27 protein-coding genes and 2 pseudogenes are annotated in these 24,396 nt (G+C 72.6%); 13 read left to right on the top strand and 16 right to left on the bottom strand.

The window, feature by feature from the left end; translation table 11 throughout:
* The 5 genes and pseudogenes from VIW71_RS07305 to VIW71_RS07285 form a co-directional block, all read left to right on the top strand.
* Positions 1-420 (top strand): annotated as a pseudogene (locus VIW71_RS07305) (ATP-dependent helicase); the annotation flags it as partial.
* A 167-nt stretch (positions 421-587) separates the two neighbouring features.
* Complete coding sequence (locus VIW71_RS07300; protein WP_331621177.1) at positions 588-1,469, top strand: alpha/beta fold hydrolase; 882 nt, start codon at positions 588-590, stop codon at positions 1,467-1,469.
* A gap of 93 nt (positions 1,470-1,562) precedes the next feature.
* Positions 1,563-1,706: a hypothetical protein gene (locus tag VIW71_RS07295; protein ID WP_331621176.1), complete on the top strand. Its 144-nt coding sequence runs from the start codon at positions 1,563-1,565 to the stop codon at positions 1,704-1,706.
* Positions 1,707-1,948: 242 nt separating this feature from the next.
* Positions 1,949-2,383 (top strand): hypothetical protein, encoded by a 435-nt coding sequence (locus VIW71_RS07290; RefSeq protein ID WP_331621175.1) that lies wholly within the window; start codon positions 1,949-1,951, stop codon positions 2,381-2,383.
* Positions 2,384-2,504: 121 nt separating this feature from the next.
* The gene (locus tag VIW71_RS07285) at positions 2,505-3,035 is read left to right on the top strand and encodes a creatininase family protein (protein WP_414720685.1); all 531 of its coding nucleotides are present in this window, start codon (positions 2,505-2,507) and stop codon (positions 3,033-3,035) included.
* A gap of 238 nt (positions 3,036-3,273) precedes the next feature.
* Here the strand turns inward: VIW71_RS07285 and VIW71_RS07280 are convergent, their stop codons facing one another.
* From VIW71_RS07280 to VIW71_RS07260, 5 genes are all read right to left on the bottom strand, one after another.
* Positions 3,274-3,882 carry a MarC family protein gene (locus VIW71_RS07280; protein WP_331621172.1) on the bottom strand — a complete coding sequence of 203 codons (609 nt, stop codon included), beginning with the start codon at positions 3,880-3,882 and terminating at the stop codon, positions 3,274-3,276.
* A gap of 384 nt (positions 3,883-4,266) precedes the next feature.
* The gene (locus tag VIW71_RS07275) at positions 4,267-5,124 is read right to left on the bottom strand and encodes a PHP domain-containing protein (protein WP_331621171.1); all 858 of its coding nucleotides are present in this window, start codon (positions 5,122-5,124) and stop codon (positions 4,267-4,269) included.
* 84 nt (positions 5,125-5,208) lie between these two features.
* Positions 5,209-5,640 carry a tetratricopeptide repeat protein gene (locus VIW71_RS07270; protein WP_331621170.1) on the bottom strand — a complete coding sequence of 144 codons (432 nt, stop codon included), beginning with the start codon at positions 5,638-5,640 and terminating at the stop codon, positions 5,209-5,211.
* A gap of 76 nt (positions 5,641-5,716) precedes the next feature.
* Positions 5,717-6,355 (bottom strand): DUF6758 family protein, encoded by a 639-nt coding sequence (locus VIW71_RS07265; RefSeq protein ID WP_331621168.1) that lies wholly within the window; start codon positions 6,353-6,355, stop codon positions 5,717-5,719.
* A 278-nt stretch (positions 6,356-6,633) separates the two neighbouring features.
* Positions 6,634-7,221, bottom strand: a complete 588-nt coding sequence (locus VIW71_RS07260; RefSeq protein WP_331621167.1) for a suppressor of fused domain protein — start codon at positions 7,219-7,221, stop codon at positions 6,634-6,636.
* 494 nt (positions 7,222-7,715) lie between these two features.
* Between VIW71_RS07260 and VIW71_RS07255 the strand changes: the two genes are divergently transcribed.
* Complete coding sequence (locus tag VIW71_RS07255; protein ID WP_331621166.1) at positions 7,716-8,861, top strand: magnesium and cobalt transport protein CorA; 1,146 nt, start codon at positions 7,716-7,718, stop codon at positions 8,859-8,861.
* A 141-nt stretch (positions 8,862-9,002) separates the two neighbouring features.
* Here the strand turns inward: VIW71_RS07255 and VIW71_RS07250 are convergent, their stop codons facing one another.
* Positions 9,003-9,947, bottom strand: coding sequence for a DMT family transporter (locus tag VIW71_RS07250; protein WP_414720684.1), 945 nt, complete (start codon positions 9,945-9,947; stop codon positions 9,003-9,005).
* A gap of 55 nt (positions 9,948-10,002) precedes the next feature.
* Here VIW71_RS07250 and VIW71_RS07245 point away from each other — a divergent pair, with 55 nt between their 5' ends.
* The gene (locus tag VIW71_RS07245; protein WP_331621165.1) at positions 10,003-10,503 is read left to right on the top strand and encodes a hypothetical protein; all 501 of its coding nucleotides are present in this window, start codon (positions 10,003-10,005) and stop codon (positions 10,501-10,503) included.
* 133 nt (positions 10,504-10,636) lie between these two features.
* Here VIW71_RS07245 and VIW71_RS07240 read toward each other — a convergent pair whose 3' ends face one another.
* The gene (locus tag VIW71_RS07240; protein WP_331621164.1) at positions 10,637-11,365 is read right to left on the bottom strand and encodes a hypothetical protein; all 729 of its coding nucleotides are present in this window, start codon (positions 11,363-11,365) and stop codon (positions 10,637-10,639) included.
* Between the two features lie 331 nt (positions 11,366-11,696).
* Here VIW71_RS07240 and VIW71_RS07235 point away from each other — a divergent pair, with 331 nt between their 5' ends.
* Genes VIW71_RS07235 through VIW71_RS07225 form a run of 3 tightly spaced genes read left to right on the top strand, consistent with a single transcriptional unit; the run spans position 11,697 to position 14,924 of the window.
* The gene (locus tag VIW71_RS07235; protein ID WP_331621163.1) at positions 11,697-13,076 is read left to right on the top strand and encodes a magnesium transporter MgtE N-terminal domain-containing protein; all 1,380 of its coding nucleotides are present in this window, start codon (positions 11,697-11,699) and stop codon (positions 13,074-13,076) included.
* Positions 13,066-13,728: a DUF1003 domain-containing protein gene (locus VIW71_RS07230; RefSeq protein ID WP_331621162.1), complete on the top strand. Its 663-nt coding sequence runs from the start codon at positions 13,066-13,068 to the stop codon at positions 13,726-13,728. Before VIW71_RS07235 ends, VIW71_RS07230 begins: the two co-directional genes overlap by 11 nt.
* 32 nt (positions 13,729-13,760) lie before the next feature.
* Complete coding sequence (locus tag VIW71_RS07225; RefSeq protein WP_331621161.1) at positions 13,761-14,924, top strand: Mrp/NBP35 family ATP-binding protein; 1,164 nt, start codon at positions 13,761-13,763, stop codon at positions 14,922-14,924.
* A gap of 129 nt (positions 14,925-15,053) precedes the next feature.
* Here the strand turns inward: VIW71_RS07225 and VIW71_RS07220 are convergent, their stop codons facing one another.
* The 4 genes from VIW71_RS07220 to sigE form a co-directional block, all read right to left on the bottom strand.
* Positions 15,054-15,668, bottom strand: a complete 615-nt coding sequence (locus tag VIW71_RS07220) for a hypothetical protein (RefSeq protein WP_331621160.1) — start codon at positions 15,666-15,668, stop codon at positions 15,054-15,056.
* Between the two features lie 236 nt (positions 15,669-15,904).
* Positions 15,905-16,375 carry a sec-independent translocase gene (locus tag VIW71_RS07215; RefSeq protein WP_331621159.1) on the bottom strand — a complete coding sequence of 157 codons (471 nt, stop codon included), beginning with the start codon at positions 16,373-16,375 and terminating at the stop codon, positions 15,905-15,907.
* A gap of 161 nt (positions 16,376-16,536) precedes the next feature.
* Positions 16,537-17,532, bottom strand: coding sequence for a zf-HC2 domain-containing protein (locus VIW71_RS07210; protein WP_331621158.1), 996 nt, complete (start codon positions 17,530-17,532; stop codon positions 16,537-16,539).
* Positions 17,529-18,293 (bottom strand): RNA polymerase sigma factor SigE, encoded by a 765-nt coding sequence (sigE, locus tag VIW71_RS07205; protein WP_331621157.1) that lies wholly within the window; start codon positions 18,291-18,293, stop codon positions 17,529-17,531. Before sigE ends, VIW71_RS07210 begins: the two co-directional genes overlap by 4 nt.
* Positions 18,294-18,512: 219 nt before the next feature.
* Here sigE and VIW71_RS07200 point away from each other — a divergent pair, with 219 nt between their 5' ends.
* A complete protein-coding gene (locus tag VIW71_RS07200) occupies positions 18,513-19,151 on the top strand; it encodes an O-methyltransferase (protein WP_331621180.1) in 639 nt (212 codons plus the stop codon).
* Between the two features lie 331 nt (positions 19,152-19,482).
* Here VIW71_RS07200 and VIW71_RS07195 read toward each other — a convergent pair whose 3' ends face one another.
* Entirely contained in the window at positions 19,483-19,650 is a 168-nt protein-coding gene (locus VIW71_RS07195) for a DUF3117 domain-containing protein (protein WP_069464762.1), read from the bottom strand.
* 277 nt (positions 19,651-19,927) lie between these two features.
* Between VIW71_RS07195 and VIW71_RS07190 the strand changes: the two genes are divergently transcribed.
* On the top strand, positions 19,928-20,710 hold the full coding sequence (locus VIW71_RS07190; RefSeq protein ID WP_331621155.1) for an enoyl-CoA hydratase/isomerase family protein: 783 nt from the start codon (positions 19,928-19,930) through the stop codon (positions 20,708-20,710).
* A 28-nt stretch (positions 20,711-20,738) separates the two neighbouring features.
* Here the strand turns inward: VIW71_RS07190 and VIW71_RS07185 are convergent, their stop codons facing one another.
* Positions 20,739-21,326 (bottom strand): DNA-3-methyladenine glycosylase I, encoded by a 588-nt coding sequence (locus tag VIW71_RS07185; RefSeq protein ID WP_331621179.1) that lies wholly within the window; start codon positions 21,324-21,326, stop codon positions 20,739-20,741.
* 94 nt (positions 21,327-21,420) lie between these two features.
* A complete protein-coding gene (locus VIW71_RS07180) occupies positions 21,421-21,774 on the bottom strand; it encodes a DivIVA domain-containing protein (protein WP_331621154.1) in 354 nt (117 codons plus the stop codon).
* 131 nt (positions 21,775-21,905) lie between these two features.
* On the opposite strand from VIW71_RS07180, the gene folP reads away from it, so the two are divergent.
* Positions 21,906-22,718 carry a dihydropteroate synthase gene (gene folP / locus VIW71_RS07175; protein WP_331621178.1) on the top strand — a complete coding sequence of 271 codons (813 nt, stop codon included), beginning with the start codon at positions 21,906-21,908 and terminating at the stop codon, positions 22,716-22,718.
* A 259-nt stretch (positions 22,719-22,977) separates the two neighbouring features.
* Here folP and VIW71_RS07170 read toward each other — a convergent pair whose 3' ends face one another.
* Together VIW71_RS07170 and VIW71_RS07165 are read right to left on the bottom strand one after the other, a co-directional pair.
* Positions 22,978-23,832, bottom strand: coding sequence for a TIGR00730 family Rossman fold protein (locus tag VIW71_RS07170; RefSeq protein WP_331621153.1), 855 nt, complete (start codon positions 23,830-23,832; stop codon positions 22,978-22,980).
* A 17-nt stretch (positions 23,833-23,849) separates the two neighbouring features.
* Positions 23,850-24,396 (bottom strand): annotated as a pseudogene (locus tag VIW71_RS07165) (hypothetical protein); the annotation flags it as partial.

Below are 24,396 nucleotides of genomic sequence, written 5' to 3'. Positions count from 1 at the left end.
GAGCAGGCGGTGCGGACTCCCCGCCGCCGCCGTCGCACCCGCACGGGCACACCGCCGGCCGGGACGGCTGAAGCGGTCGTCGCGGAGCCGACGGTGACCGAGCCGGCAGTGACGGAACCGGCCGTTTCGGAGGCGCCCGCCGAGGAGGCCCCCAAGGCGCCCCGGCGCCGCACCCGCAAGGCCGTCACCGACGTGCCCGCCGCCGTCACCCCGGCAGCCCCGGCAGACAGCACCGCCGAGGAGGCCCCCAAGGCGCCCCGCCGCCGCACCCGCAAGGCCGTCGCCGACGTGCCGGCGCCCGCGGTGTCACCCGAGACCGTCACCGAGGCGGCCCCCACGGCCCCCCGCCGCCGCACCCGCAAGGCCGCCGCCGTCCCCGCGCCCGCCGCGGCGGCGGAGGCGGAGACCGCGCGCGGCTGACGAGCGAGCGCGGCACCGTACGACACGAAGCCCCCGGCCGGATCGAACCGGCCGGGGGCTTCGGTCTGCCCGCGCGGACGGCGGGAATTACCCGGCCGGGGGAATGACGGCGAGCCGAACCACCGAGTGGCAACGTAACGGACATCAGCGACGCGTAATCTCACGGCATGAGTCGACCGACTTCCCTGGAGTTGCCGGAAAACGTTTCAGCCCGTCGGCTGGAGACGGCCCGCGGGTCGTTCGCGGTGCTGGACGCCGTTCCGGACCCGAACGTGCCCGCACGCGGCACCGCGCTGCTCGTCCCCGGGTTCACCGGCAGCAAGGAAGACTTCCTCGATCTGCTCCCCCCGCTGACGGCGGCCGGTTTCCGGATCGTCGCGGTGGACGGCCGCGGCCAGCACGAGTCGGGGGGCCCGCGTACGGAAGCCACGTACGCGCAGGCGGAACTCGCCGCGGACGTGACCGCCCAGGCCGCGGCGCTGGCGAGCGCGGACGGTCCTGGTCCGCTGCATCTGCTGGGCCACTCGCTGGGCGGCCACCTCGTACGGGCCGCGGTGCTCGCGGACGGTCCCGGGCCGTGGGCGTCGCTGACCCTGATGAGCTCGGGCCCGGCCGCGATCTCCGCCGAACAGCAGGCCCGTACCCGACAGCTCGTGGACTACCTTCCGGTGATCGACATGGAGACCGCCTGGCGGGCGCTGCGCGCCGCGGACGCGGAGAACGGCGAGGAACCGGGCACGCCCGCCTGGCTCGACGAGTTCCTGCACCGTCGCTGGGTGGCCACCGTTCCCGAGCAGTTGATCGCCACCGCGAAGCAGTTGATGACCGAACCCGACCGAGTGGCCGAACTGGCCGCCCTACCCCTGCCGAAGCTCGTACTCTCCGGCGAGGTGGACTACGCCTGGCCGGTGCCCTGGCTGGACGCGATGGCGGACCGGCTGAACGCACGGCGTGTCGTGATCAAGGGCGCCGAACACTCCCCGAACGCGGAGCGGCCCGCGGAGACGGCTGCGGCACTCGTCGCCTTCTGGACCGCCACCCCCGAGTAGTTCAAGCGGTTAAGAATTTCTTTAGGACAAGGAATAGTTAGAAGGGGGGGTTCGTTGACTACACATGTAACGCGCGACGAAGGGAGAAGCTCCATGCGCTTTGAGATCATGCGACTCGACGACCGCAACGGCAACGCCGTGGACAGCACCGTCGTAGAAGCCTCCGCCGTCAACAAGATCGTGCAACAGGCCGCCGCCATGGGCCAGCGCATCTACATCCGCCCCGCCGAAGACTGAATCCGCCCGCCGAAGACTCTGATCCCACCTCGACGAACAGCGCCCCGTACCGCCGGCCGTACGGGGCGCTTCCGTTTCCCCTCGCGGCCCGTTCCCGTATCCCGCAGGCCCCAGCCCCTCCCTGCCGCCCCAGCCCGGCGCACCACCGGCCAACAGCCGCCACCCGTTCCCCGGACGGGTCCCGTCGACGCCGCGCGCGGGCCGGTCCCGTAGGCTGACCCCGGCAGGAGGAGGGGGCTGTCATGGAGGTGGCGCCGTCGAGATCGAACCGGGTGGCGAACAGCTGCCTGGGCGCGCTGCCGGCTGCCGTCACCATCGCCTACGAGGCTCAGGCCACCGGTGCGTACCCACGCCTGGCGGCCCTGCCGGCCCTGGTCGCGTTCACCGCCCTCGCAGTCCGGGGATACAGGGCCGGTGTCGTCTGTGGGAACGGCGAGCTGACCGTACGGGGCTGGCTGTGGACGCGGGTGATTCCGCGGAAGAGCATCACCGGGATCACGGACTACCCGGCAGTGCGCTGGACCGATGCGCGCGGCCGCAACCGCTGGTCACCCATGTGGGTCCTCCAGCCCGCCCGCGGCGAAACCGCGAGGACGACAGCGGCCAAGAGGCGCCACGTCGCCGCCATACGGCACTGGGCCCGCGACCCCAACCACCGCCGGCCACCCAGCCGGTAGCTCCCGTCAAAGACGCGCACCACGCCCGATCGACGCAGCGTCAGCAAACCGAGCAGGCAACCCGCGTGAGGGAACGGTCCGCAACTGCGAGTAGCTCAGGGGAACCTGGGCCGATGTCACCATCTCCTGCTCGCACGAGCACGCCCCCATGGCCGGCACCGTGAGTATCAGCGCACCCACGCTGTACGCGATGGTCAACGACATCTGGCAGTCACTCGAAGCAGCGGGCACCTTCGGCCTGCTCATCGTCAGCGGGCACGGCGGCAACTACGTCCTGTCGAACGTTGCGCAGGAGATCAACGTCAGGGGCCCGCGCATCGCGCTCTTCCCGGTGCACGAAGACCGCTCCCGGGCCCGCATCGACGCGGGGTTGGAGAGCGGTTCCGGCGAGGACATGCACGGCGGGGAGTTCGAGGTCTCCCTCCTGCTTCACGGTGCACCCCACCTTGTAGGCGAAGGCATCGAAGCGACCGACCACTCGGCACCCCACCGGCCGCACCTGCTCACCTTGGGCATGGCCGGTTACACGACCACCGGCATCATCGGCCGACCGTCGCTGGCCACCGAGGCCAAGGGCAAAGCGATCCTGGACAGCTTCTCCCGCTCGGCGGAAGCCCACCTCGCGCTGATCGGTCCAGACCGCCGCGGTTAGGCCCTTTCCGCAGTCGCGCAACGGCGTCACGACTGTCCCCGCAGGACAGAGATACTCACGTCAGCCCTCGCCTCTTCGGTCGGACTTCCTGCTCACTCCCTCCGCGGGTGGCCTCGTCCCCCGGCCGCCCACTCCAGGAGCTCGGGCGTCAGCCCCACAGCGTTCCCGGTCGGACTTCCTGCTCACTCCCTCCGCGGGTGGCCTCGTCCCTCGGCCGCCCACTCCAGGAGCTCGGGCGTCAGCCCTCGCCGTGCACGAATCCGAAGACCCCGTTGGCGACCGACTGGACGGCGATGGCGGACAGCAGCATCCCGGACAGCCGGGTCACCAGGACCACTCCGCCCTCCTTGATCAGCCGGATGATCCCCAGCGAATACCGCATGGTCACCCACAAGATGACATGCATCAGGGCGATGGCCACCCACACCGAGGCCTGCTGCCCGAACCCGTCGGCGTGCTGCACCGCCAGAATCACCGTCACGATCGCCCCCGGTCCGGCGAGCAGCGGAGTCCCCAACGGCACCAGCGCCGCATTCACGTCCTTGGTCTGCGCCGGCTCGTCCGCCTTCCCGGTCAGCAGATCCAGTGCGATCAACAGCAGCAGCAACCCTCCGGCCACCCGCAACGCCGGCACCGACACATGCAGATAGTCCAGTATCTGCTGCCCGCACACCCCGAACACCGCGATCACTCCGAACGCGACGAACGCTGCCTGCCACGCCATCCGCCGCTGCACCTTCCCCGCCCTCCCCGACGTCAACGCGAGGAATATCGGCGTGATCCCGGGTGGGTCCATGATCACGAACAGGGTGAAGAAGACGGACCCGAACAGGGTGAGGTCAAACATGGCAGCGAACTCTTTCGTGACAGGGATGAACGACGGGACAACACCGGGCCCCGGCAGCAGGCGACACCGGACCCCGTAGGAGAGGAAGCACCAGCACGAGCAGCGACAACCCTGTGCGGGCGAGGCCGCAGGCGACAACGAACCTGCGGGAAGGGGCCGCAGGCGAGCGGGTAACGGACCCGGTAGGAAACGAAGGACGCCCGCAGGCGGCATCGGGACCCGCAGGCAGCAAGACGCGCCGCAAGCTCGTAAGCGTCGGGAGCGGGAGGGGTCGGAGACGTGGGAGTCCGAAATGCTGCCGTGCATGTGTGGGCCGCCAGGCCCGTACACACACGATTTCGGACCCCCACTCGGAGGGCCCGACCCCTCTACGAGGCGCCGTACCTAGACCGCGGTGATCGGCTCCGCCCCCGTCGCCCTGCGCGCGATCTCCCGGTACACCTCGGGGTCCGTCGTCCACTCACCGAGCCCGCACACCTTGCGGCTCCCGTGGTAATCGCTCGACCCGGTCACCAGCAGCCCGAGCTCCGCCGCCAGCCCCCGCAGCCTCGCCCGGGTCGCCCCGTCGTGATCCATGTGGTCGACCTCGATCCCGTCCAGCCCCGCAGCCGCGAGCTGCACCGTCACCTCGTCCGGCACCGTCCGCCCGCGCTTGTGCGCACCGGGATGCGCGAAAACCGTCACGCCCCCCGCCGCCTTCACCAGCCGCACCGCCTCGAACGGATCCAGTTCGTGCTTGGCCACGTACGCCCGCCCGTCGTTCGCCAGCCACTGCGTCGTGAACGCCTCGGAAACGCTGCCCACCACACCCGACTCCACCATCGCCGTGGCGATGTGCGGCCGTCCCACCGAGCCGTCCCCGGCGATCCGCGCCACCCGTTCCCACGTCACCGGCACACCCAACTCCTGGAGCTTGGCGACCATGGCGCGCGCTCTGGGCACCCGGTCGTCGCGTACGAGTTCGCGTTCGCGGTAGAGCTCCGGCTCGTCCGGGTCGAAGAGGTAGGCCAGCATGTGCATGCTGATCCCCTGAACGCGGCAGGACAGCTCGGCCCCGGTCACCAGGGTGAGAGGGGCGCCCAACTCCCGTAGCGCGCCCGTCGCTTCGCCGTACCCGCCGACCGTGTCGTGATCGGTGAGGGCGACGACGTCCAGCCCGGCCGCGGCGGCGTTGCGAACCAGCTCGGCCGGGGTGTCCGTACCGTCGGAGGCCGTCGAGTGGGTGTGCAGGTCGATGCGCACGGACGGGACTCCAGAGGACGGGCGGAGGGGGGCGAACCCAAGGATAGGGCTCGCCCCTTCCGGGCTACGAGCGCAGGTCCCGCCCTACGCCCCCGCCTCTCCGGCGAGCGCGCCCGCCATCCGCAGCCACGGCGCCGCCTCCTCGCCCCGCCCCTGGCGTTCCAGGGTGCGGCCGAGCATCAGATGTGCGTAGTGCTCGACCGGGTCGCGCTCGATGACCGCGCGCAGCTCTTCCTCGGCCCGGCGGAGCTGCGCGGAGTGGTAGTAGGCCCGCGCCAGCAGCAGCCGGGCGGCCACGTGCTCCGGGAATTCACCGACGACACCGACGAGCAGCTTCGCCGCCTCCGCGTACTTCTTGTCCGCGAAGAGCAGCTCGGCCCGCTCCCAGCGCTGCGCCGGGGTCTCCTCGCTGATCGCGGCGGAGCCACCGGCGTCGTCGAAGAGGTGCAGCGCGCCCGCCCAGCGGTCAGCGGTGGGTTCGCCGTCGGGGCGGTAGCTGTTGAACCTGTCGGTCATGCGGGCTCCCCTCCCGTCAATTGGTCAAACATTCAACCGCATGAACGGGGGACCACCTCGCCGTATTCCGCGGCGCTCACGCGAGCAGGCGCGGCGACAACGCCCCGCAGGGCAGCATGTCGAACTCCGCTCCCCCGTCCCGCAGATCGGTCAGCACCAGTTCGTCGTACATCAGCAGCCCCGTCTCCTCGGGCCAGACGACCGCCCACAGCCACAGCCCGCGGGCCTCGCCCGCGAAGACCACCCGGTCGTCCGGCGCGCCGCGGACATGCCAGAGCGCGGTGGGGCGCCCCGCGGCCAGCACCTTGGCATGCGGCGGCTTGTCGACGCACATGCTGGGCCCGGGGTCGAGGCCGCGGATACCCGCGTAACGGGCGCCGAGGCCGACGCCCAGCTCCTCCGCGACGAGGATCAGCTCGCCGGGGCCGCCGAGCGGTCCCGGGCCCGAGCAGGCGACCGCGGTGGCCCGCCCGCCGCTTCGGTCGTCACCCGCCACGCTCACCCCGGAGAACAGCCAGCCCACCGGCAGCGGCCACGGCATCCACACCGGAACGCGCGAACGGCCGACCACAACACCGAGCCCTTCGATGCTCGGCGGTACGACGGGTTGCAGTGGGTACACCGTCCCGTGTGCCTCGCACTGCCAGGAGTCGGAGAAGAGGCCGGGCGCTCTGACCCTGCCACCGCACTTCGGGCAACTGGGTTCGCCCCTCATAACGCTCCACGGTCCTCCAGCCGCGTGCCCGCGTCAAGACGATCACCCGTCCGGACCCGAGCGGTCACCGCGAGCTCCGCCGTGGTGACCGAGCGGACGGATGGGTGTGGCCCAGTGACACCGGGCCACGCCCGGCCGTCCCGGGCCGGGGAGGCACACACGCTCGTCCGTCCCAGCCGGGGAACCACACCCGGCCGTCCCGGGCCGGGGGCACACATACGGCGACAAGGCAGCGGACGCCCTGTGGAGAGTGGAAACCGGCCGGGCGGGCGCCGGCCTCAGTCGTCCAGCCGCACCGAACCCCTGTGCGGGTCGCGCAGGTCCGTGCCGTGGGTGAGCCAGCGGTCATGGAGGGCGGGGGCACCGTGGACGCGTTTCCAGGCGGCTTCGTTGGGGGTGAGGGGGAGGAGGGGGAGGAAGCGGACCGGGTCCATGGGGGCGTCGAGGGGGAGGTCCGGGACGAGGCCGCCGGGTTCGGCGACCAGGACGGCGGAGAAGGGGGCGCCGGGCCAGAGCGGATCGCCGAGGTCCAGGGAGTTACCGGGGGCGACGACGACGCCCTCCACCTGGGGGGACGCCGCGAGGACGGCGAGCGGGCGGAGGACCTTGTCGGTGTCGGCGGCGCCGGCGCGTACGGAGAGCAGGAGTTCGGCGCGGGGACCGCGTTCCGCGTCGGTCACCGTCGCGAGGGGGTCGTTCATGGGCTGGGCCGACATGCCGAGCGTGGCGTACCGCAGCAGGTCACCGTCGGTGAAGCGGAGCACTTCGATGCGTTCGGCGCCCAGGAAGGTGACCGCGGCGCGCGCGTCGGGTTCGCCGAAGGCGGCGTGCAGCCGCGCCTCGACCAGGGCCAGGACATCTGCCATACCCGGGAGCATAGGCGGCGAGCGCGGGCCCGCGCGGAAAAGAGCGGACGGGGCCCGGTCCGAAACCACCGCTCCCACCCGCGCCCGGCCGGTCACAAGCGGCGTCGCCCGAGCCAGGCCCGCCCCAACGCCGGGTAAAGACCGCGCACCGAACCCGCCGACCGCTGGGTCCCGGTTGCACAGGCTTGCTACAGTGGGGCGCTCACGCACGTCATCCCTCAGCGGGGACCGGCCGGAGGAGGTGGGGACTGACATGGATCCGAGTCGACCGTGCAGTACCGGCAGCTCTTCCCGGCACCACCCCGCCCGCTGAGCCCCCGCGTTTCCTACCCGGCCCTCCGGCCGTGAAACGCGAGAACGTGTGACCGCACGGCGTGCCCGCGGAGTCGGCCCGCACCGGAAGAGCGCCCTGAACTGCCTCGTGATCGCCCAGTGGCCCTGATCAGCATTTCAGTGCGGCGTGTGCCGTCGGCCAGTCCGTGAAGGAGCTTGCCATGTCGATGATCCGTGATCTGCGCGCTGTCGTACGCCCCGCGCTGCGCCCCACCCTGCGCAAGCACACCGCGCCCTACGATTACGGCCCCCTTCGCGCCACCGCCGCCCCCAGCGCCGTCGTCGACTGCGCCGTCTACCGCGACGGCGTCCGGTGCGGCGACAGCGTGCCCCTGCGCGAGGCCCTGGACGCCGTACGGGCCGGCCGGCCCAACGAGCAGTGCGACGGCAGCGACGGCTTCGTGTGGATCGGGCTGCACGAGCCGACCGAGCAGGAGTTCGCGGGCATCGCCGAGGAGTTCGGGCTGCACCCGCTCGCCGTCGAGGACGCGGTCCACGCCCACCAGCGGCCCAAGCTGGAGCGGTACGACGACTCGCTCTTCACTGTCTTCAAGACCATCCGCTACGTGGAACACGCCGAACTCACCGCCACCAGCGAGGTGGTGGAGACCGGCGAGGTGATGGTCTTCACCGGCCGGTACTTCGTCATCACCGTCCGGCACGGCGGCCACGGCTCGCTGCGCGCTCTACGGCACCGTCTGGAGGACGACCCGGAGCTGCTGGCCAAGGGCCCCTCCGCCGTCCTGCACGCCATCGCCGACCAGGTGGTGGACGACTACCTGGCCGTCAGCGAGGCCGTCCAGGACGACATCGACGAGGTCGAGATCGACGTCTTCTCGGCCGGCAACGGCAAGACCTCGCGCGGCGGCGACGCGGGCCGCATCTACCAGCTCAAGCGGGAGGTGCTGGAGTTCAAGCGCGCGGTGTCCCCGCTGCTGCGGCCGATGCAGGTGCTCGGCGAGCGGCCGATGCGGCTGGTCGACCCGGAGATCCAGAAGTACTTCCGCGACGTCGCCGACCACGTGGCGCGCGTCCACGAGCAGGTGGTCGGTTTCGACGACCTGCTCAACTCGATCCTCCAGGCCAACCTCGCGCAGGCCACGGTCGTGCAGAACGAGGACATGCGCAAGATCACCGCGTGGGCGGCGATCCTGGCCGTGCCCACGATGATCACCGGCGTGTACGGGATGAACTTCGACACGATGCCGGAGCTGCGCTGGAGGTTCGGCTACCCGGCGGTGCTGGTCGCCATCGTGGTGATCTGCTACTCGATCCACCGCGGGTTCCGGCGCAACGGCTGGCTGTAGCGGCGGGAGCGCCGGTGCGTACGGCTACCGGCCGCGTCCACCGGCACCTCCCCCGCGCTTCCGGTCGGACTTCCTGCTCACTCCCTCCGCGGACAGCCTCGTCCCTCGGCCGCCCACTCCAGGAGCTCGGGCGTCAGCCCTTCACGGCTTCCGGCGGCCGGCGAGGATCACCAGGGCAAGGCCGGCCAGCACCACCGCGAGTGCCGGGTACGCGGCGGCCGGCGGCGTCTGGCCCAGCCACAGCGCGGCGATCAGCGCCGCACCCGGGGTCTCCAGCAGGATCGCCGTCGAGGTGGTGGACGGGCCGAGCCCGTGCACCACGCGGTTCAGCAGCGAGTGGCCGAGCAGTTGCGCGGCCACGGTGAGCCCGGCGATCTTCAGCCAGGTCGCGCCGTCGTACCCGCCGAGCGCGGAGCCGGAGACGAGGCAGGCGCCGAGCAGGACGACGGCGGCGGTGCCGTAGCAGACATACGTGTACGCGGTCGTGCTCGCGGTACGCCGTACCTCCGCGCCCAGCAGCACGTACCCGGCCGCGGCGATTCCCGCGCCCAGCGCGAGCGCGTCGCCGACCAGCGCGCGGGTGTCGGTGGACAGGTCGATTCCGGTGAGGAGGACCACACCGAGGACCGCGAGCGCCGTGCCCGCCCACACCAGGCCGGGCGAGCGGTGGCCGCGTATCCGCAGGATGAGCGTGGTCCAGACCGGGGTCGTGGTGACCAGCGCGGTCGAGGTGGCGACCGACGTCATGTTCAGGCTCGGCAGCCACAGGCCGAAGTGCAGGGCCAGGACGATCCCGGCGAGCAGGGACAGCGACCGGGCCTTGCGCCCCATCCGCCGCAACTCCCCGCGGTGCCGCCACAGCGCCACCGGGCTGAGCACGCCGACCGCCATCGCGTTGCGCCAGAACGCGATGGCCAGCGCGGGCGCGGTGGTGGCCGCTATCAGCGGCGCCGACAGGGAGACACCCGCGACGGCGACCGCGAGCAGGGTGAGGTCCAGCCCCCGCCCGGACGTCACTGCGGCCGTCGGTGCCGCACCCGTCCGGGTACCGCGGGGCTCGGCTGCGGTGCGCTGCGGGACGGTCACCGTTTCAGCGTAAGGCCCGGGATCTGTCGTCCGGACCAGGCCCTACCCTGGGCGCATGACGACCGAGACCGCCGCCCTTGTGGAAGAGGCGACCAAGAAGTCCGGCCTGGTGTGGGTGAACGGGCGCGCGCTGTGGCACGCGTGGGTGGACGGCGCGATGTGCGTGGTCGGCGGGCCCGGCGAGCAGCCGCTGCCCGGTCTCGCGGACGGCGGCACGGCCACGGTGACCGTGCGGAGCAAGGACAAGGGCGGGCGGCTGGTGACCTGGGGCGCCCGGGTCGGCCTGCTCGCGCCCGGCGGTGAGCCGTGGACCGCGGCGGTGGAGGAGTTGAAGGGGAAGCGGCTGAACGCGCCCGACGGGGAGAGGGTGGTCGAGCGGTGGCGGCGGGAGTGCGAGGTCTTCCGGCTGACACCGGAAGGGCCTCCCACCGAGCAGCCGGGGGCGATGCCGACCGCGTCGGGCGCGGCGGCTCCCGTGCCGACCCCGGCCACGACGCGGCACCCTGCCCCCGCGGGGCTCCCGCGCCTGCTGGCCGCCCGGCGGTCCAAGGGGTAGGGGGACGCGCCCGCCCTTGCGTTCTCCCTCGCTGGACCGGCCCGGTCCGGTCGCCCGGCCGGCGCTTCGCCGCTCGAACGCCGGGCAGGCTGGTTCCGTCGCCCGGCAGGCCCGGTTTCGGCGGCGCGCTTGTTCACGACTCCCGCAGGATCGCCTTCCCGTAGTCCACCACTTCCCCCTTGCCCGGGGCCACGAGCGTGAAGTCCTCGCCCCAGTCGGAGAGGTTCAGGGTGCCCGCGTTGCCGGCGCGCTGGTAACGCAGCGGGTAGGGGCGGCCGTTGAGGGAGACGTCGAGGGAGCCGCCGTCCGTGGCGTTGAGGGCGATGGTCCTGGTGTCGTCGACCGTGCGGTGGTCGCCGAGGGCGAGGGGGCCGTCGAGCACGAAAAGGTCGGAGAGCAGGACCTTCTTGTCGGTGAAGCCGCTGAACTGGCGGTAGGCCGGGTCGCCCGGGGGCACCCTGACGTATTTGCCGTTGAGCTTGGCGGCAGCCGCCTTGCTGTCCTTGGAGTCGCCGTCGGCTCCGTAGAAATCGGCGTTGGCCTTGAGGTAGAGATCGGCGTCCACGCGGAGGAGCTGGAAGGTGCTGCCCTCGGTGGAGACCTCGCCGACGCCGCCGTTGGGGCGCAGGCGCATGTCGAGGCGGTAGGTCCGGCCGTTGCTGGTGACCGTGCCCGAGAGGCGGACCGTGGGTGCGGCCGCGGCGGCCGACTCGGCCTGCGCCTCGATCGTCGCCGGGGGCAGTCTGGCCACGCCGTTGGTGCCCGCGTCGGGGTCACCGCCGCCGAGGCCGAGACAGCCGGTGAGGAGGGTTCCGGCGGTGAGCACTCCGAGGGCGGCGGCGGTCCGGCGGCCGGAATACACGTCTTCTCGTCCTCCTGCGGGGCGGCTCCTGCGGGCGGTGCAGAAGCTACCGCACGGTACTCCCGGGGGGCACCCCGGACCCCCGCCCCGGCCCCGGCGACACCCGCCACGGCCCCCCGTCCCGGACCCGGCGACACCCACCCCGGGCCCGGCGACACCCGGCGTCGTCCCCCGCCGCGCCCCGTCCCCGGCCCGGCCTGCGGCCCCCGCCGGAGCCCGCCTCGGTCCCGCCGGAGCTCCCCGTACAGCGGCCAAGATCCGCCGGGAGTAGCCTGGCCGGGAATGACCGATGGGCCGCAGCAGCCCTCCGCGGACCGGTAGGAGGCACCTCATGGCCGCAGGCGCCGCCCGGGTCTTCGTGTCGCATCTGGCAGGTGTCGCAGTGTTCGACCCCAACGGGGACCCGGTGGGCCGGCTCCGCGACGTGGTGGTGATGCTCCGGGTCGGCGGGCGCCCGCCGCGCGTGCTCGGCCTGGTCGTGGAGGTGGTGGGCCGCCGCCGGATCTTCCTGCCGATGACCCGGGTGACCGGCGTCGAGTCGGGCCAGGTGATCACCACCGGCGTGCTGAACATGCGGCGCTTCGAGCAGCGGCCGACCGAGACGCTGGTCCTGGGCGAACTGCTGGACCGCCGGGTCCGGCTGGTCCCGGAGGAGCTGAACGCGGCGGATCAGGCGGCGGGCGAGAGCGGCGAGCGGGGCGAGGAGGCCGCTGGGGAGGTCGGCGAGGAGGTGACGGTGCTGGACGTGTCGATGGTGCAGCTTCCCGCCCGCCGGGACTGGGAGATCGACAAGGTCTTCGTCCGGCGCGGACGGGGCCGGCTGCGCCGCAAAGGGGAGACGCTGACCGTCGACTGGTCGTCGGTCAGCGGGTTCTGGCTGCCCGAGGAGGGCCAGGGCGCGGAGAACCTGGTGGCGACCTTCGAGCGGTTGCGCCCGGCGGACCTGGCGAACGTACTGCACCACCTGTCGCCCAAGCGCCGGAGCGAGGTCGCGGCGGCGCTCGACGACGACCGGCTCGCGGACGTGCTGGAGGAGCTGCCGGACGACGACCAGGTGGAGATCCTCAGCAAGCTCAAGGAGGAGCGGGCCGCGGACGTGCTGGAGGCGATGGACCCGGACGACGCCGCCGACCTGCTGGCCGAGCTGCCCGCCGAGGAGCAGGAGCGGCTGCTGACGCTGATGCAGCCGCAGGAGGCCGCGGGCGTACGGCGGCTGCTGTCGTACGAGGAGCGGACCGCGGGCGGGCTGATGACCACCGAGCCCATCGTGCTGCGCCCGGACGCCACCGTCGCGGACGCGCTGGCCCGGATCCGGCACCCCGATCTGTCGCCGGCGCTCGCCGCGCAGGTCTACGTGTGCCGGCCGCCGGACGAGACGCCGACCGGCAAGTACCTCGGCCTGGTGCACTTCCAGCGGCTGCTGCGCGATCCGCCGTTCACGCTGCTGGGGGCGATCGTGGACACCGACCTGCAGCCGTTGTCCCCGGACACCGGCCTGCCCGCGCTGACCAGCTTCCTGGCCACGTACAACATGATCTCCGCGCCCGTGGTGGACGACAGCGGCTCGCTGCTGGGCGCGGTCACGGTGGACGACGTGCTGGACCACCTGCTGCCGGAGGACTGGCGGGAGACCGAACTGCACGGCGCGATCGGCGCAGGCGCCCCGGAGGCGGCCCCGTCGGATACCACGGGGGCCCGCGATGAGCGCTGACGAGCGGGAACGCGCCGCGGCCCGGCACCCCGCGGGCGCCACCGCCACGGCCCGGCCGCGGGTCCGGCTGGACCAGCCGCGGGTGCCGCGCCGCAACCCGCTGCCGGCGTACGACCCGGAGGCGTTCGGCAAGTTCTCCGAGCGGATCGCGCGCTTCCTGGGCACCGGGCGGTTCATCGTCTGGATGACGGCCGCCATCGTGATGTGGGTGCTGTGGAACGTCTTCGCGCCACGGTCGCTGCGGTTCGACGAGTACCCGTTCATCTTCCTGACCCTGATGCTGTCGCTCCAGGCGTCGTACGCGGCCCCGCTGATCCTGCTCGCGCAGAACCGGCAGGCCGACCGCGACCGGGTCAACCTGGAGCAGGACCGCTCGCAGAACGAACGCAGCATCGCCGACACGGAGTACCTGACCCGAGAGGTCGCCGCGCTGCGGGTCAATCTCGGGGAGGTCGCCACCCGGGACTGGATCCGCTCCGAACTCCAGGACCTGCTCAAGGAGATCGACGGCCGGCAGTACAACGGCAGCGGCCCGCGCGGCACCCACCACACCCACGACGCGCACGGCCCGCACGCCCCGCGCGCCGAGCACCCCCCGCGACCGCCGCGACCGCCGCAACGGCGTGACGAACCCGATGGCCGGGGCCGCTGAACGGCCCGCACGCACCGCCGTACCATCGTCGTATGGCTACCGCTACGTACGGCTCGACACCGACGCCGACCGACGACGCCGTGCGCTCCGCGCTCGCGACGGTGAACGACCCGGAGATCCACAAGCCGATCACCGACCTCGGCATGGTGAAGTCCGTGGACATCGCCGCCGACGGCACGGTCGCCGTGACCGTCTACCTCACGGTCTCGGGCTGTCCGATGCGGGACACGATCACCTCACTGGTCGGCACGGCGGTCGGGAAGGTCCCCGGGGTCACCTCGGTGCGGGTCACCCTGGACGTGATGAGCGACGAGCAGCGGCGCGAACTGGCGGCGTCACTGCGCGGCGGGCAGGCCGAGCGCGAGATCCCGTTCGCCCGGCCCGGCTCGCTGACCAGGGTGTACGCGGTCGCGTCCGGGAAGGGCGGCGTCGGCAAGTCCTCGGTCACGGTGAACCTGGCGGCGGCGATGGCCGCGGACGGGCTCAAGGTGGGCGTGGTGGACGCGGACATCTACGGGCACAGCGTGCCGCGCATGCTCGGGGTGGACGGCCGTCCCACGCAGGTCGAGAACATGATCATGCCGCCCGCGGCCAACGGTGTGAAGGTCATCTCGATCGGGATGTTCACGCCGGGCAACGCCCCGGTGGTGTGGCGCGGGCCGATGCTGCACCGGGCGCTCCAGCAGTTCCTGTCCGACGTGTACTGGGGTGACCTGGACGTCCTCCTGCTCGACCTGCCGCCCGGCACCGGCGACATCGCGATCTCGGTGGCCCAGCTCGTGCCGAACGCGGAGATCCTGGTGGTGACCACCCCGCAGCAGGCAGCCGCAGAGGTCGCCGAGCGGGCCGGCTCCATCGCCGTGCAGACCCACCAGAAGATCGTCGGCGTCGTGGAGAACATGTCGGGCATGCCGTGCCCGCACTGCGACGAGCTGATCGACGTGTTCGGTACCGGTGGCGGCGAGCGGGTCGCGGAGGGGCTGTCCCGTACGACGGGCACCACCGTCCCGGTCCTCGGCCGCATCCCGATCGACATCAGGCTGCGCGAGGGCGGCGACGACGGCCGCCCGGTCGCCCTCACCGACCCCGAGTCGCCGGCCGGTGCCGCCCTCCGCGCGGTCGCGGGCAAGCTGGGCGGGCGGGCCCGGGGCCTGGCAGGGATGTCGCTGGGCATCACCCCGCGCAACAAGTTCTGAGGCGCTTCCCAGCTTCCCCCGGCTTCCCTCCGGGTCCCCGCCGGCTCCCCGCGGCCGTCGGGGCTCCCCACGGCGGAACGGGGGGAGCCGGACGGCTCGCCCCGTCTCCGCCGCGAGGCAGCGTGCGGTTCAGTCCACGTACGCGGTGATGTCCTTGACCACCGCGAGCCCGAGACCGTACGCGCTCATGCCCCGCCCGTACCCGCCCAGGTGCACGCCGTCGGCCGAGCCCGCCAGCACCCAGCCGTACTCCGATTCGCGGTAGTGGAACGGAGTCGGCACGCCGTCGACCGGAAGGGTGAGGGTGGACCAGCCGGATCCGGCGAGGTCGTCCGCGAGGTCCCACGCCGTGGCGGTCTGCTGGTCCAGCCAGTCCTGGCGGAGCGAGCGCTCCATGTGGGCGGGCCAGGTGCACGACAGCAGCCCCGAGCCGGCCAGCCAGGCCGCCGAGGACACCGAGGTGGCCTCCAGCACTCCGGTGCCGTCGGCGCTGCGCCGGCCGGGGCGGCGGGCGACGGTGACCACGACGGCGAACCGCAGTGCCTCCGGGTCGGCCGGGGCCGCCTTCAGGGACGGCTCGTCGCCATGCCCTATCGAGCCGTGTTCGACGGTGCCGTCCGCACTCGTCCCCACCGTGTGGAGCCAGCGGCGTCCGGTGAACGCCTCATCCAGCCCGTACCACGGGAAGTCGGCCATCAAGTAGCCGTCGACCGCCCCCTGCGCGCTGCCGGTCCTGGTCTCCATACGGGTCGTGCCTCCTCCATGCCCTTCTGGGCGACTCGCCATCTTGCCCGACCCTGGGTGGATTCGGGGGGCGAAACGGCGTGGGGTGACGGCGAACACACGGTCAAAATTCATGCGAACGGGTGAAAAAGGTCATTCACATTGACTGAGAGTGGCGCCGTGTCAGGTCCGTCCGACCCGGGTCACGCCGACACGACCCGCGCCGGCCCGGGTCGCTCCGGCCCGGTCGCTCCGGCTCAGGTCGCGTCGGCGTCGAACGGCGGCGGCTCGTCCGGGTCGAGCCGGTCCCTCTTGCGCAGCCGGTCCGGGGTCGCCGCGGACCCGGCTGCCCCGGAGGCGGCGGCCCCCGGGGCAGCCGAAGCGCTTGGCTCCACGCCGTTCACCGCGTCCGTGACCTCGGCGAGCTCCTTGCGGAAGTCGAAGCTGTTACGGAGGTCCTTGAGCTCGTTCAGCCCGTATTCGTCGTCGTCGTTCATCAGGTTCTTGCGGATGAACGTCTTGGGGTTCAGGTCCTCGAACTCGAAGTCCTTGAACTCGGGACCCAGCTCCCGCCGGATGTCCTCCTTCGCGCTGTCGGAGAACTCCCGCACCTTTCGGATGAAGGCCATCGTGTCCTGGATGACCTTGGGCAGCTTGTCCGGGCCGAAGACGAGCACGGCAAGGACCACGAGCGCGACCAGCTCAAGCGGGCCTATGTCGAAGAACACCTTGCAGCTCCTTGGGACGTCCGCAGCCGGGAAGGCAGGGTCCGGCGGACTTTACGGTACCTGCCCCCACCTGCGGTGCGGGAGTGGCCCGCACAACACTACGTCGACACCGGGTGAGGGGTCAGCCACAGTGACACGGATACCGCCTCGGCACGGCCGCCTCAATGCAGTACGAAGGAGCTGCTCGCGGAGGCGACGGCGGTGCCCGCCGAGTCCATCAGGGGGACGGCGCCGGGCGTGAGCAGTGGCCTGGTCAGCGACACCGAAGTGGCCGACGCCACGCCGCCGGGCGCGGGCGTCGCCACCGGCGGCTCGTCCGCGGGGGCGTCCAGCGCCTGCCGGGGGATCGCCCCGCGGGTGTCGGAGACCGAGTTGGCGTTGAACGGGCTCACCGCCGGCCCCTCGTCGGGCCGGGCCGCGCCGCCGCTGATCGCCTCCATCGGCAGGGCGCCGCCGATGGCGATGGCCGCCATGGAGAACGCCCCGGCCGCGGCGAAGGCGAACCTCCGGCCGCGCGAGGCCCCTGCCGGGCCCGCACCGCCGGGAGCACCGCCGTCCGCCGCCGCGGTGGCCGCGGCGGCCCTGGCCAGCTCGTGGATACGGAAGCCGCGCGCGCGGGAGTCCGCGGGCGCGACCAGGTCACGTCCCGGGGACAGGTAGGAGAACTCCGCGCGCCGCCCGCCGCCGAAGACCCCGGAGCCCAGCAGACCGCCGTCGAACGGCCCGCGCCACCCGCCCGAGCCGAGCCGGGAGTCCGACTCGGAGCCTGGACCCGCGCCGGCGTCAGGGCCCGAGGGCCCGGAGTGCGAGCCGAAGCCGGGGCGCGGGCCGGATGAGCGCGCGCCGGCCTCCGTACGCCTGTCGTGCCCGTCCGGTGACCCGCCGTCGTCACCCGGGCCGCCGTCCATGCCGGGCAGGCCCTGGAGCCGCGCGAGCAGGTCGGCCGATATGGCGGGCAGCTCCGAGGCCGCGACCACGCTCTTGAGCCGCCGCTGCTCGGCGGCGGCGGCCTTGCACTGCGGACAGGTCGCCAGGTGGGCCAGGACCCGGTCCCGGCTGTCGTCGGTCAGCTCGCCGTCGACGAACGCGGCGAGCCGGTCACCAAGGTGCTGCTCGGCGGGCGCCGAACGCTGCTCGCCCGAACCGCTACTGCTCACGCTCTCCCGCCCTCCAGGCCAGGTTTCGGTGCGATGGCAGCAAACGCGGGGTCCGGGCGCACACTGGGCGCCCGGTGTTCCAGAGCCTTGCGCAGGTGGGACCGGCCGCGGTGGATGCGGCTGCGGACCGTGCCCAGCTTCACGCCGAGCGTCGCGGCGATCTCCTCGTACGACAGGCCCTCGATGTCGCAGAGCACGACGGCGGCGCGGAACTCCGGGGCGAGGGTGTCCAGCGCCTGCTGGACGTCCGCGTCGAAGTGCGTGTCGTTGAAGTGCTGGGCGGGGGACGGCTCGCGGCTGGGCAGCCGCTCCGCCGCGTCGTCACCGAGGGCGTCGAACCGGATGCGCTGGCGGCGCCGCACCATGTCCAGGAAGAGATTGGTGGTGATGCGGTGCAGCCAGCCCTCGAACGTGCCGGGCGTGTAGGTGGACAGGGAGCGGAAGACCCGCACGAAGACCTCCTGGGTGAGGTCCTCCGCGTCGTGCTGGTTGCCGGTCAGGCGGTAGGCCAGCCGGTACACCCGGGCACTGTGCGTACTGACGATCTCCTCCCAGGACGGAGGCGTCCACGACTGAGCGTCTCCGTCGGTGGCGAAAGTCGCGGTGGCGGAGTCGATTTCACGTGAACGATCATCAGCGGTGTTGGTCACGGATTTCGGCTGTCCGGCCGACCGGCGAAAGCGCGAAAGCACCTTCCGGTCACCGGCCCCAGCCGCACCTCCCCTGTCGGCTCCGGTGGTCACCAGTAGAGCCCCTACCATATCCACCTCGCCCGTTAGCTCCGGATAAATGCGCTGTTGCCGAGAGGAAGGAGGGCTTCACGGCACTCCTACCCCCATTGCCTTACCTCTCACTAACGCCTGGTCCCATCGGCGGGTTCCCGGCGCCAGCGGATACAGTCGCCGGGCGGGCCACAGCGAGCGTCAGGCCGCACGGTCGACGGGCACAGTCGCGGACGAGGAGAGGGCGGGGAGAGGGCCATTACCGGCAACCGGCAGGCGAGCTGGGCGTTCGCCGACGCGTTCGTCGCCGAGGACGACGCCCTGATACGCGCCCGCGCCCGTGCCCACGCGGCCGGTCTCAGACCCGTCTCGCCCGGCACCGGAGCGGCGCTGCGGCTGATCGCCGCGGCGGGCGACGCGAAGTCGGTGGTCGAGATCGGCACCGGAACCGGGGTGTCCGGCATCCACCTGCTGCGGGGCATGCGCCCGGACGGCGTGCTGACCACCGTCGACACCGAGCCGGACCGCCAGCAACTGGCCCGGGAGGCGTACCGCGAGGCCGGGTTCGCCGGCAACCGCTCCCGCTTCATCTGCGGCAGCGCCCTCGCCGTCCTGCCCCGTCTCACCGACGGCGGCTACGACCTGGTCTTCTGCGACGCCGACCGGGTCGAGTACCCGGACTACCTCGCCGAGTCGCTGCGGCTGCTGCGCCCGGGCGGCGTGGTCTGTTTCGAGGGCGCCTTCGCCCAGGGCCGCGCGCTGGACGCGGCCCACCAGGACACGGAATCGCTGCGGCTGCGCGAACTGATGCGCGCGGTGCGGGACAGCCCGGATCTGGCGCCGGTACTGCTGCCCACGGACGACGGCCTCCTGTGCGCGGTGCGGCGCGGAACCTGATGAACCGGTCCGACGGGCTCCGGGCCGGAGGGCCCGGACCCAAGAGCACGACCCGGAAGGGCCCGACCCGAGGGCTGCACCGAGGGCCCCAAGATCTGGGCCCGGGGGCCTGGATCGAGGGGCTCCCCCGGTCGACCTGTAGCTGTCGAGCCAAAGGCCGCGCCGGTGTCGAAAGGGAGAGCGCGCGGAGATCGTGAGGAACGAGCGATCGAGCACGGTCGACCGTCGACACCGGGTCTAAGCGGCCGGAGGCGAGACAGCGGCAAAAAGAGGGCGCGGCCACGTACAGATCCTGTACGTGGCCGCGACGAATTTCCGGGGAGCGCTGGTCTCAGGCGATGGCCTTCTTCAACGCATCGCCGAGGGCATCCGCCTCGTCCGGGGTCAGCTCGACAACAAGCCGCCCGCCGCCCTCAAGCGGAACGCGCATGATGATGCTCCGCCCCTCCTTGGTCACCTCGAGCGGGCCGTCACCCGTCCGCGGCTTCATGGCCGCCATGCTCGTTCCCCTTCCTGAAACCAGCTCGGACTCGAACACATTGGTTCTCGGCCATTATCCCGCATCCCGCGACCCGATGACCAACATCGGTGCCACTCCTTAGACATTCGGCATCCACAAAACCGACCAATTCGCCGGGAGAGCACGGTTGCCCGGGGTTTGCGACCCCTCTCGCCGGCCCGGGTCCTTGAGGTACGTCACATGCCCGACACCTGCGATGTCCGGCATCCTGGCCGGGACACTCACAGGACACTCACCGCGACGAAGGGGTTACGTGATGGGCGACGGCGTGCTGTACGAGGTGACCGACGGGCTGGCGACCGTCACCCTGAACCGGCCCGAGGCGATGAACGCCCTCGATACGGGGGCCAAGAACGCGCTGCGGGACGCCCTGCGGGCGGCGTGCTCCGACGAGGCGGTGCGGGCGGTGCTGCTGACCGGCAGCGGGCGGGCCTTCTGCGTCGGGCAGGACCTCAAGGAGCACGTGGGGGTCCTCTCGGCGGGCGGCGGGATGGCCACCGTCGCCGAGCACTACAACCCGATCGCCACCGCCATCGCCACCATGCCCAAGCCGGTGGTCGCCGGGGTCAACGGGGTCGCCGCGGGCGCGGGCGCCGGGTTCGCCTTCGCCGCCGACTACCGCATCGTCGCGGACACCGCCTCCTTCAACACAGCCTTCGCCGGGGTCGCGCTCAGCACGGACTCCGGGATGTCGTGGACGCTGCCCCGGCTGATCGGCTACGGCCGGGCCGCCGACCTGCTGCTCTTCCCGCGTTCCGTGGGCGCCGAGGAGGCCCTTGCCCTCGGGCTCGCGCACCGGGTGGTCCCGGCCGCCGACCTGCCCGGCGAGGCGCAGGCGGTGGCCCGCCGGCTGGCCGCCGGACCCACCGTCGCGTACGCCGCGATCAAGGCGTCCCTGGCCTTCGCCGCGGACCACTCCCTCCCCGAGGCGCTGGCCAAGGAGGAGGAGTTCCAGACGCTGGCGGGGTCATCGCAGGACCATCGCACGGCGGTCAGCGCCTTCGTGGAGAAGCGGGCGCCGCACTATGCGGGGCGATAGGCAGCGGTAAGTGACGTCTTCCGGTGCGTCACTCCTGCCGGAGCGGGCGCGCGAAGCAGCGTGCGAGGTGGTCGTTGACCAGACCGCACGCCTGCATCAGCGCGTACGCCGTGGTCGGCCCGACAAAGCGGAAGCCGCGCTTCTTGAGGTCCTTGGCGAGGGCGAGGGATTCCGGCGTGGTGGCCGGGACCTCCGCGAGGCCGCGGGGCGCCGGGCGGGTCGCCGGGTCGGGCGCGAAGGACCAGACAAGGGCGTCGAGGCCGCCGTCGTAGGTGTCGCGCACCTCGCGCGCGGCGGCCGCGTTGCCGATGGCGGCGTCGATCTTGGCGCGGTTGCGGATGATGCCGGGGTCGGCGAGCAGCCGCTCCCGGTCGTCGTCGGTGAACGCGGCCACCGCGTCGATCCTGAAGGCGTCGAACGCGGCCCGGAAGCCCTCGCGCCGCCGCAGGACGGTGATCCAGGACAGACCCGACTGGAACGCCTCCAGGCAGATCCGCTCGAAGAGGGCGTCGTCCCCGTGCACGGGCCGCCCCCACTCGGTGTCGTGGTACGTCACGTAGTCGGGCGTGGACAGCCCCCAGGCGCACCGCGCCAGGCCGTCCGCACCGACCGCGATGCCGTCCGCCCCCGGCGCGGGCGCGTCGCCCGGCTCGGGAGCCCGGACGGTCTCGGGCCCGCTGACGGGCGCGCGCCCGCTCACCGCCTCGGCCTCACTCACCGGACTCCGGACCCTCCTGCGGCGGGCGCTGCTCGTGCAGGTCCTTCAGGAGCGTCGCCCGCGCCCCGGCCAGCGACGCCTCCAGCTCGGCGATCCTGGCGTCCCGCTCGGCCAGTTCCGCGCCGAGCCGGTCCAGCACCTCGTCCACGTCCAGCATCCGGTAGCCGCGGACCGCGACCGGCAGCCGGACCGCGTCGATGTCGGAGCGCGCCAGCGGCCGGTCCGGGGGCAGCGGGTCGTCCAGCCGGTCGGGCTCGGCGTCCTTCAGCGCGCTGCCGTCGCCGAGTACGGCCATGGCCACCGCGGCGACCACCACGACCAGCGCGACGAGCATGAACCAGAACAAGTCGATCTCCCACGGGGGCGGGTCCTACGTGTCACGCACGATCGTGCCACGATCGCATGAGTCTGAGATGAGGAGCGGCAGTGGCACTTCGGCTGGGCACCCGGGAATTCGGCGAGCGGGAGCCGGTGATCATGGCGATCGTCAACCGGACGCCCGACTCGTTCTACGACCAGGGCGCCACGTTCGGCGACGAACCGGCACTGGAGCGGGTCGCGCACGCCGTGGCCGAGGGAGCCGCGATCGTCGACATCGGCGGGGTGAAGGCGGGACCGGGCGCGGAGGTGTCGGCGGCCGAGGAGATCCGCCGTACGGTCGCGTTCGTGGCCGAGGTGCGCCGCCGCCACCCGGACGTGGTGATCAGCGTGGACACCTGGCGGCACGAGGTCGGCGAGGCGGTCTGCGAGGCCGGTGCGGACCTCCTCAACGACGCGTGGGGCGGTGTCGATCCCGCACTGGCCGAGGTCGCCGCCCGGTACGGCGTCGGCCTGGTCTGCACGCACACCGGCGGCGCCGAGCCCCGTACCCGCCCGCACCGCGTGGGCTACGACGACGTGATGGCCGACATCCTGCGGGTGACCCGCGGTCTCGCCGAGCGGGCGGTCTCCCTCGGGGTGCGCCGGGACGGCATCCTGATCGACCCGGGCCACGACTTCGGCAAGAACACCCGGCACTCCCTGGAGGCGACCCGGCGGCTGCCGGAGATGACGGCGACCGGGTGGCCGGTGCTGGTCTCACTGTCCAACAAGGACTTCGTCGGCGAGACGCTGGACCGGCCGGTCAAGGAACGGCTGATCGGGACGCTGGCGACGACGGCGGTCTCCGCCTGGCTCGGCGCACAGGTCTACCGGGTCCACGAGGTGCCCGAGACCCGGCAGGTCCTCGACATGGTGGCGGCGATCCGGGGCGACCGCGAGCCCGCGGTCGCCCGGCGCGGCCTCGTATAGCGCCGGCTCGTACAGCCACGGCCTCGCACGACCCCGGCGGCTGGGGCGTACGGAGCGGCGGGAGTCCCAGGAGAAGGTCGCGGCGGCGCCGGACGAGGAGTTCGCCCGCGATCCCGCCGTCCGCGAGGAGTGCCGGTCCCTGTGGCAGCCGGCCGGCGGTGCGTCCGTGGGGCCGACGACTTCCACGGCGACGCCAGGACCGTCGTCCAGGCCCGGGACATCCGCGGCGGCCTGACGATCGGCTGAGGAGACGGGGGCGTCAGGCCGACTCCTTGGTCACCCGCTCCACCGCCTCGTCCACGTCGTCCGTGATGTGGAACAGCTCCAGGTCCAGCGGGGACGCCTTGCCCTCGGCGATCAGGGTGGAGCGGATCCACGAGGCGAGACCGCCCCAGTAGTCCGTGCCGAACAGGACGATCGGGAAGCGGGTGACCTTCTTGGTCTGGACCAGAGTCAGCGCTTCGAACAGTTCGTCCAGGGTGCCGAAGCCGCCCGGCAGCACCACGAAACCACGCGCGTACTTCACGAACATCGTCTTCCGCACGAAGAAGTAGCGGAAGTTCACGCCGATGTCGACGTACGGGTTGAGGCCCTGCTCGAAGGGCAGCTCGATACCGAGGCCGACCGAGACGCCGCCCGCCTCCAGGGCGCCCCGGTTGGCCGCTTCCATCGCGCCGGGGCCGCCGCCGGTGATGACCGCGAATCCGGCTTCCGCCAGCGCGCGGCCGATGCGCACGCCCGCCTGGTACTCGCCGGAGTCGACGGGGGTGCGGGCGGACCCGAAGACGCTGATGGCGGAGCCGAGTTCGGCCAGGGCGCCGAAGCCCTCGACGAATTCCGACTGGATGCGCATCACCCGCCACGGGTCGCCGTGCACCCAGTCCGTCGGGCCGCGGCTGTCCAGCAGCCGCTGGTCGGTGGTGTCGGCCTGGACCTGCCGGCGTCGCCGGACCACCGGCCCGGTGCGCCGCTCGGGCCAGCCCGTGCCGTAGGGCGAGCATTCGGCTGCGGCGTTCGCCGCGGCGGCGGCCTCCTGGGCGTCGTCGATGGTGCCGTCAACAGTGCGGTCCGGGGTGCCCTGGCCCCGGTACTGTGCGTCGGTTGCGTCAGTCATAGGGGCAGGGTACGCATTCAGGGCGTCGCGGACGCGGCCAAGGGAACGGCTCGCGGAGCCTCCATCCGTGCGCTGACCCAGGTGAGGGCCGCGGGGACCATCCGCCCCCGGGTCTTCCGGTTGTGCCCGCCCTTCTCGATCCGCAGCGTGGTCACCGCATTCGGCGCCGTGACCGCGCGGCTCGTCGGCTCGCCGAACTCCGGCGGGCTCTCCGGGTCCTGGAGGCTGCTCTCCACCAGCGGATCCGTGTCGGGGCGGGTGGCGCGGGGGGGCCACAGCGGTGACCGGTGACCCCTGGCCGGGTCGTCGGGGGCGAGCGCGGCACCCGCCGCGAACCGGTCCGGGCAGGCCGGTGCCGGCCGGGCGGCGCCGTACCCGCCGGTCGAGATGCCCATCACCGGAAGCGGATGTGCGCGTACTCCTTCTTCCCGGTACTGCGGCGGCACCCAGACGATCACGTCGCCCTTGGTGCCGCCCCCGGTTCGGTTGCCCCGGGGGTGCCCCGCAGGGGCGCGGGGGACCGCGCGACCAGCCCGGCGGCGGGCGGCGGGCGGCGGGCGGCGG

Source organism: Streptomyces sp., from assembly GCF_036524955.1.
Taxonomy (GTDB): Bacteria; Actinomycetota; Actinomycetes; order Streptomycetales; family Streptomycetaceae; genus Actinacidiphila.
The sequence above is the reverse complement of the archived record's forward strand: the minus strand, read 5'-3'. Positions and strand labels throughout refer to the sequence as shown.